Here is a 7,883-nt window from a genome sequence, read left to right as displayed (position 1 = left end):
CCCAGAGACAGGTTGGGCTTACTGGGCGAATAGGCTTAATCCCGGGCAAGCGACTTCTTACCTGATAGACGAAGCACGCATGGAAGATGCGGCACGTGCGATTCAAGGCTCTTACTATTATGCCATTCATGTCGACAGTGAATTAATCAATGTCAGTGCAGAACGTTTTTCCCATGAAGACCAAGCTTCTGCGGACTTGGAAGAACTTCTTGACCGTATCAGAGCCGGTAGCGATGGCAATGCTTCACCACAATTTCCTGCCCCTATCAGAGATTTTACCTTTGGTCGTATGTCTGGTACAGCTAGAAGGATATTTACAGTAGATAGTCCAGGGGAACCCCAAGAGTTTCGTTACCTTGAAAACATGGAAGGCGGTTATCACTGGATTATCCGTAACTCTATCCTTCCCAATACGTCTTGGTATGGGCAAGATGACCGTATGGATACGTGGTTCGATGAGGAGCTTTCGCCCGAGCTTCGTGCGTTGGTTGCTCCTGTAGCTGAATCTTTTAGTACAGGAGATGTTCATCAGTATAACTTTGCTATACCTGAGATTGGTGGACTTCGGGTTAGTGCCACTCTATTGTCTGTCACTAATCTGAGTGATTTTCCAGAAGTTGCGGCGGACAGAACAAGAGTTGTTTCAGAAGCAGAAGGGGGCATCCCTCGTGCCTTTGCCCTCTCGATAGCAGATGTCCAATATTTAACATTCGGTACGAGTTCTGGTTTTGCGAACAACATGCCCGACCGTGCAGCAGCTGCTCCCTCTCCGATCAACATATGGTGGTTACGTACGCCTGCAAGTCATCCCACAGGACCAGAAGGCAATAGTGCATGGGCAATATTAGGTGGCGGATTTGCTGCTGCTTCCGGTTTTACTCGTTCACAAACCATGCCTATTTTGGGCGCACGCCCCTCCCTCATCATCCACCAATAACCCTAAACTCCCCAAATGCTGGGGAGTTTTTCTCTGTCCAAAGCACTTTTTTCCTTTGACTGCCAATTTTTTTTAGAATTTCTTAAAAAATGAAAGTATTTCATTATCTTTAAATGCTATAATATGAAATATAGAAAGCGTTTACAAAGGAGAACGAACATGACAGAAACTTCTTACATTATGGCAATTGACCAAGGTACGACAAGCTCAAGAGCTATTATATTTGATAAACAAGGTAAACACATTGGCAGTTCCCAAAAGGAATTCACCCAGTACTTTCCTAAAGAAGGCTGGGTCGAACATGATGCCAACGAGATTTGGAACTCTGTTCAGTCTGTTATCGCAGGAGCTTTTATCGAATCTGGTATCAAACCTGTACAGGTTGCCGGTATCGGTATAACTAACCAACGTGAAACAACCATTATCTGGGACAAAAAGACAGGCAAGCCCATCTACCATGCCATTGTGTGGCAATCTCGTCAATCTGCCGACATTGCCAATGGTCTTAAAGAAGCAGGGCATGATGAACTCTTCCACAAAAAGACAGGACTTATTGTTGATTCCTACTTTTCAGCCACAAAGATTCGTTGGATCCTTGATCACGTAGAAGGTGCACAAGAGCGTGCCGAACGCGGCGAGCTCCTCTTTGGAACCATCGATACATGGCTCTTATGGAAATTGACAGATGGCGATGCACACTATACCGACTATTCTAATGCCAGCCGTACGATGCTCTACAATATTCACGAGTTGAAATGGGATGAAGAAATCTTGAAAATTCTTAATATCCCAGCTTCAATGCTTCCAGAAGTTAAGTCCAACTCAGAAGTTTACGGTGTAACTAAAGGTTTCCATTTCTTTGGCTCTGAAGTACCAATCTCTGGTATGGCGGGAGACCAGCAAGCTGCATTATTTGGTCAAATGGCCTTTGAGCCCGGGATGATTAAAAATACCTATGGTACAGGCTCATTTATTGTCATGAACACAGGTGAGAAACCACATATTTCGAAAAATAACATGCTGACAACGATTGGCTATGGTATTAACGGAAAAGTTTATTATGCCTTAGAGGGAAGTATCTTTGTCGCAGGCTCATCTATCCAATGGTTACGTGATGGTTTGAAAATGTTGGAGCGGGCCAGTGATTCCGAAGAAGTGGCACTCCAATCTAGGAGTCAAGATGAAGTTTATGTGGTGCCAGCTTTTGTCGGCCTTGGTGCTCCGTATTGGGACCAAGAAGCGCGTGGTGCGATGTTTGGCTTGACACGTGGAACAACAAAAGAAGATATTGTGAAAGCAACCTTACAAGGGATAGCTTATCAAGTTCGTGATGTAGTCAGCACCATGAAAGAAGATACAGGAATCGATATGTCTGTGCTCAAGGTAGACGGCGGCGCTGCAAACAATGAATACTTGATGCAGTTCCAAGCGGATATCCTGAATATCCCAATCCAACGTGCGGGCGATTTGGAAACAACAGCACTTGGTGCAGCCTTCCTTGCAGGACTAGCTGTTGGTTTCTGGAAAGACTTAGAAGAACTTAAAGAATCCTATGAACCGGGCAAAATTTTCCAAACTCAGATGCAAGAAGAACGCAGAGAAGAACTCTATGCCGGTTGGAAAAAAGCCGTGAATGCGACACGCGCTTTCAAATAATAAGCAATTAGACAGTAACCTAAAAGGAGAATAGAAATGGCTTTTTCTAAAAAAACAAGACAAGAAGCAATTACAAAAGTTCAAAATGAAGAGATGGACCTACTCGTTATCGGAGGAGGAATCACTGGTGCTGGATTGACATTACAAGCAGCGGCTGCTGGCATGAAAGTTGCCGTGCTTGAAATGCAGGACTTTTCAGAAGGGACATCCTCACGCTCGACAAAACTCGTGCATGGAGGGATCCGCTACCTCAAAAACTTCGATGTCGAAGTCGTTTCTGATACAGTTTCAGAACGTGCTGTTGTTCAAGGCATTGCGCCCCATATTCCTAAGCCAGATCCGATGTTACTTCCTATCTACGATGATGAAGGCAAGACAACTTTTGATATGTTTTCTGTGAAAATCGCGATGGATTTGTATGACCGTTTGGCCGGTGTGGATGAAGACTCACCATATGCTAACTATACTATCTCACCAGAAGAAGTGTTGCGCCGTGAGCCACTCATCAAGAAAAAAGGGTTACAAGGAGCTGGTGTTTATCTTGACTATCGTAACAATGATGCACGCTTGGTAATTGATAATATCAAGAAAGCCGTAGAAGACGGTGCGCAAGCCATTAGCAAGATGAAAGTGATTGATTTTACCTATACCGATGGACAAATCTCTGGTGTTCGTGCGCGTGATTTGTTGACAGACCAAGTCATTGAAGTCAAAGCTAAACTTGTGATTAACACAAGTGGTCCTTGGGTAGATAAGATTCGTTATCTGAACTTCACACGTCCTATCGTGCCAAAAATGCGTCCAACAAAAGGTGTACATCTGGTAGTGGATGCGGCTAAACTACCTGTGCCACAACCAACTTATTTTGATACAGGCAAACACGATAAACGTATGGTCTTTGCTATTCCCCGTGAAAATAAAACTTATTTTGGTACGACAGATACAGATTATCATGGCGACTTTACTGATCCAAAAGTAACCCAAGAAGATGTGGATTACCTCTTGGATGTCATTAATTTCCGCTACCCTGAAGCAAATATCACGATTAATGACATTGAGGCTTCATGGGCTGGATTGCGCCCATTATTAGGTGGAAATTCTGGTTCAGACTATAACGGTGGGGATAATGGTGCGGTTTCTGAAACCAGCTTTAACGCTGTCGTTGAGGCGGTGCTCCGTTATAAAAATAAAACAGCAACAAAAGCCGAAGTAGAGCATTTGTTGAACAATATGGAAGCAAGCCTTTCCGAAAAAGGTGATGCACCATCTTCCGTATCTCGTGGAAGTTCCCTCGAACGCGAGAGCGATGGTTTGATTACTCTAGCGGGCGGTAAAATCACGGACTACCGTAAAATGGCAGCGGGTGCGATGGAGCTTATCTGCCAACTGCTTGAGGAGGACTTTGGTTTGAACTATGAACCTATTGACTCTAAAAAATACCAAATCTCTGGTGGTGAATTTGACCCAACTAAGGTTGAAGAAGTTGTTGCTGAAAACATGAAAGTTGGTGTTGCTGCAGGACTTACAGAAGAAGAAGCAAAATACATCGCGGACTTTTATGGCATGAACGCCCTCCAAGTGTTTGCCTATGCTTCTGAAATGGAGCCATATGAAGGTCTATCTCTCGCCGAATCAGCACGTTTACGTTATGCGCTTGAAGATGAAATGATCTTGACGCCAGTGGATTACTTGCTTCGTCGTACCAACCATATTTTATTTATGCGTGAAGGCGTAGATGCTATCAAGGTACATGTTGTTAATGCCATGGCGGAATACCTCGGCTGGTCTGCAGAAGAAAAAGCAGAACAAGAAAAAGCTTTGGAAGAAGCACTTCGTGAATCTGACTTGTCGGACTTGAAGAAGTAGAAGAGTCCAACGATGATTGAAACAAATAAAATATAGAAAAAAGGAGTCAATATGCACTCAGAAATGGTACAATTACTCGGTGAATTTTTAGGCACATTTATCTTAATCCTTCTTGGTAATGGTGTAGTTTCAGGCGTTGTTCTGAACAAGACGAAAGCAACAGGAGCAGGGTGGGTTGCTATCACACTCGGTTGGGGCTTTGCAGTAATGATGGGGGTTTACATTTCCGGATTTATGTCGCCTGCCCACTTAAATCCAGCAGTAACGATTGCAATGGCAATGATTGGTAGCTTTAGCTGGAGTTTGGTTTTCCCTTATATTATCGCCCAAATGCTTGGGGCAATGGTCGCCAGCATTATCCTTTACCTGATGTTTTACCCTCACTATGCTGAAACTAAAAATCCAGCAGATATCTTAGGCACATTTTCTACAGGTCCAGCCATTCGTCAGACGGGGTCGAATTTAATCAGTGAAATCGTTGGAACAGCAGTCTTAACGACAGGTATTCTGGCCTTTGGTCAATATGCCATTACGCAAACTTCTGGTGTTTCACCTCTTTTAGTCGGTGCTATCATCACAGCCATTGGTTTATCACTTGGTGCGACAACAGGTTACTCTTTGAATCCTGCACGTGACTTAGGTCCTCGTATCATGCACGCTATCTTACCTATCAAGGGTAAGGGAGATTCTGACTGGTCTTACGCATGGATTCCTGTTGTAGGTCCAATCATTGGCGGTAGCTTAGGCGCCCTTCTCTTTAACATGGTTATTCAATTTGCAAGTAAATAAATTGAAATATTAGACAAAAGCAGAGTTAGACAAAAATCTAGCTCTTTTTGTATGAAAAAAATACCAGTAATCCTCCAGCTTATGGGAATAAAAACTAAATAAAGAAAACGCTTTATTTTCTCTTGCTTTTGAAAATAAGAGGTGCTATATTACAAATATAACAAAACTAAAAGAAAAATTTTGGAGGAAACAAAATGTCGAAAAAAATAGTAGCCGTTACGGCCTGTGCTGCTGGAATAGCGCACACCTATATGGCCGCCGAATCTATCGAAAAAGCGGCTAAAAAAATGGGCTATGAGGTCAAAGTAGAGACAAATGGAGCTATTGGAGCAGAGAATGTCTTAACTCCTGAAGAAATCGAAAACGCAGATCTTGTACTTGTTGCCTCAGACATTAAGATTGATCCGATTCGTTTCACAGGTAAGCCTCTTTATGTTACAAAATCTATTCCGGCAATTGAAGATTCGGAAGCCTTGATAAAAAAAGCATTCGCTGAAGCTGAAGTTTTTGGCAAGAAAGGAAGCAAGGTAGGGAATATTCAGATTGGTAATGATAAAGATAAGGTTACTTTTCTGACCCATGTGATGAGTGGTATTTCTTACATGGTGCCAATGGTCATCGCTGCCGGTCTTCTCCTTACCATTGCCAATCTCTATGCCTTTCAAAGAGACGACCTAGGACGTATTGTCAAGTGGGGTTTTGACAATACGACACAAATGGGCTTCCTCATGGAAAAACTCTTTTATGTTGGGCAGATGGGTTTTAAACTAATGATTCCACTATTTGCTGGTTTTGTGGCAAATTCCATTGCAGACAAACCCGCAATAGCTCCTGCCATGATTGGTGCTTATCTTGTTAATGACCCAGAATTTTTAGGAACTGAAGCAGGTGGAGGTTTTATTGGTGCTATTATTGTGGCTTTCATTGTTGGCTATATGGTCAAAGGATTGAAAAAAATAAAATGGCCTAAAATTGTTATGCCAATCGTGCCAATTATGATTATTCCTTTTATTGCAACAGCAGTTATCAGTTTGATTGTGCTTTATATCATCGGGAATCCAATCTCAGTGGGGATGGATGCTATGTATGATGGGTTAACCAACTTAAATAATAATTTCGCAGGTGCACCAATCATTATCGGAGCCATTTGTGGCGCAATGATTGGGTTTGACTTGGGGGGACCAATCAATAAAACGGCTTTGGTGTTTGGGACAGCAATATTTACCGATACAATGACAAAATACGGTATTGAAGGTGCAAACTTTGTACCAGGTACAGCAACACAAGCAGCGATTTCGGTAGCTCCCTTAGGTGTATGGTTGGCTACGATATTATTTAAAAATAAATTTTCAAAAGATGAAAAAATTGCTGCCAGTGCAGCCTTTGGTATGGGAATTGTCGGTGTCACTGAAGGAGCTATTCCATTTGTGGCAGCACATCCTGTACGAATGATTTTCTCAAACGTCGTAGGTTCAGCTGTTGCAGGCGGACTTATCTCAGCTACTGGTTCGAAATTTTATGGCGGTATTGGCTCTCCTCTGGGGACCTTTATTGGTTATATTGAGCAACCGATTCCTTTTGTAACATGGATTTTGTGCGTATGTGCAGGTATTTTGACCACCGCATTATTGATTGGATTTACACGAGGTATTGAATTCAAAAAGCCAGTAAAAGCTAAAGCAAAATAAGAAAGTGAATAAAGATGAACAAAGAAGTTTTTAATCAAGAACATATCCTTTTCGATACAAGCGCACGTACACAGGAAGAAGCCTTTGCAGTTATTGCACAGTTTGCGCATTCTCTAGGCTTTGTGGACAATGAAGCCGAATATTTTGAAGGCCTAAAACAGCGAGAAGCAGAAGCAACAACAGGATTTAAAGATCATATCGCCATTCCTCATTGTAAAGATAAAACGAACTTAAAGCCGGGCATGTTTTTCGTTAGATTTGCCAATGAAATTCCTTGGAATGCTTTGGATGGCAAACCCGTGAAAGTTGCTCTGGCACTTACGATTCCTGAGGAAGGTGCGACTGAGCACTTGAAGTTGCTGAGCTTAATCGCTCGAAAATTAATTGATGATCAATTTCGTGAAGATTTTTTATCAGAGAAAGACCCGGATAATCTGACTGCCGTTATAGATAAAATTGATTTTTAATTCAAAGGTCAAATCATCTTGATTTGGCCTTTTGGAAAAATGAATAAGGAAGTAAAAATGAAGAAAAAAGTACACGTCATTCATCATACACACTGGGATTTAGAATGGTATTTTACTCATAATGAATCTTTCGTCCAGTTGGCTTATCATTTGGATGAAGTAATGAGCGCTTTGGAGAATAATGAAATTTCTTATTATCTCCTCGATGGGCAAATGAGCATTTTGGATGACTACCTCCAAAGTTTCCCTGAACAAAAAACACGACTCAAAAAGCTGGTTCAAGCTGGAAAACTCTGGATTGGTCCATGGTATACTCAAACAGATGAACTCATCATAAGTGGCGAGTCAATCGTGAGAAATTTGACTCTGGGAATGGAATTAGCAGAAGATTTGGGTGGTTATATGAATATCGGTTACCTGCCAGACTCTTTCGGCCAGAGCAAAGATATGCCTAAGATATATCAAGGTTTAGGAATTGAT

General features: G+C 42.1%; 5 protein-coding genes and 2 pseudogenes. All 7 read left to right on the top strand.

All coding sequences use genetic code 11. The annotated features are described in order from the left end of the window. A pseudogene (locus LACDD01_RS03360) lies at positions 1-937 on the top strand (hypothetical protein); the annotation flags it as partial. 159 nt (positions 938-1,096) lie between these two features. Further along, entirely contained in the window at positions 1,097-2,593 is a 1,497-nt protein-coding gene (gene glpK, locus LACDD01_RS03355; RefSeq protein WP_019292543.1) for a glycerol kinase GlpK, read from the top strand. A gap of 36 nt (positions 2,594-2,629) precedes the next feature. Beyond that, positions 2,630-4,459, top strand: coding sequence for a type 1 glycerol-3-phosphate oxidase (glpO, locus tag LACDD01_RS03350; RefSeq protein ID WP_061413207.1), 1,830 nt, complete (start codon positions 2,630-2,632; stop codon positions 4,457-4,459). A gap of 51 nt (positions 4,460-4,510) precedes the next feature. Then, positions 4,511-5,248 carry an MIP/aquaporin family protein gene (locus LACDD01_RS03345; RefSeq protein ID WP_017369576.1) on the top strand — a complete coding sequence of 246 codons (738 nt, stop codon included), beginning with the start codon at positions 4,511-4,513 and terminating at the stop codon, positions 5,246-5,248. Positions 5,249-5,442: 194 nt separating this feature from the next. After that, positions 5,443-6,936: a PTS fructose transporter subunit IIC gene (locus LACDD01_RS03340; RefSeq protein WP_019293549.1), complete on the top strand. Its 1,494-nt coding sequence runs from the start codon at positions 5,443-5,445 to the stop codon at positions 6,934-6,936. Positions 6,937-6,950: 14 nt separating this feature from the next. Beyond that, positions 6,951-7,403, top strand: coding sequence for a PTS sugar transporter subunit IIA (locus LACDD01_RS03335; RefSeq protein WP_061413206.1), 453 nt, complete (start codon positions 6,951-6,953; stop codon positions 7,401-7,403). A gap of 57 nt (positions 7,404-7,460) precedes the next feature. Then, positions 7,461-7,883: pseudogene (locus tag LACDD01_RS12265) on the top strand (alpha-mannosidase); the annotation flags it as partial.

Origin of the sequence: Lactococcus sp. DD01, from assembly GCF_001578715.1 — a bacterium.
Classification (GTDB): Bacteria; Bacillota; Bacilli; order Lactobacillales; family Streptococcaceae; genus Lactococcus; species Lactococcus petauri.
This window is presented reverse-complemented; position numbering and strand designations above follow the sequence as displayed.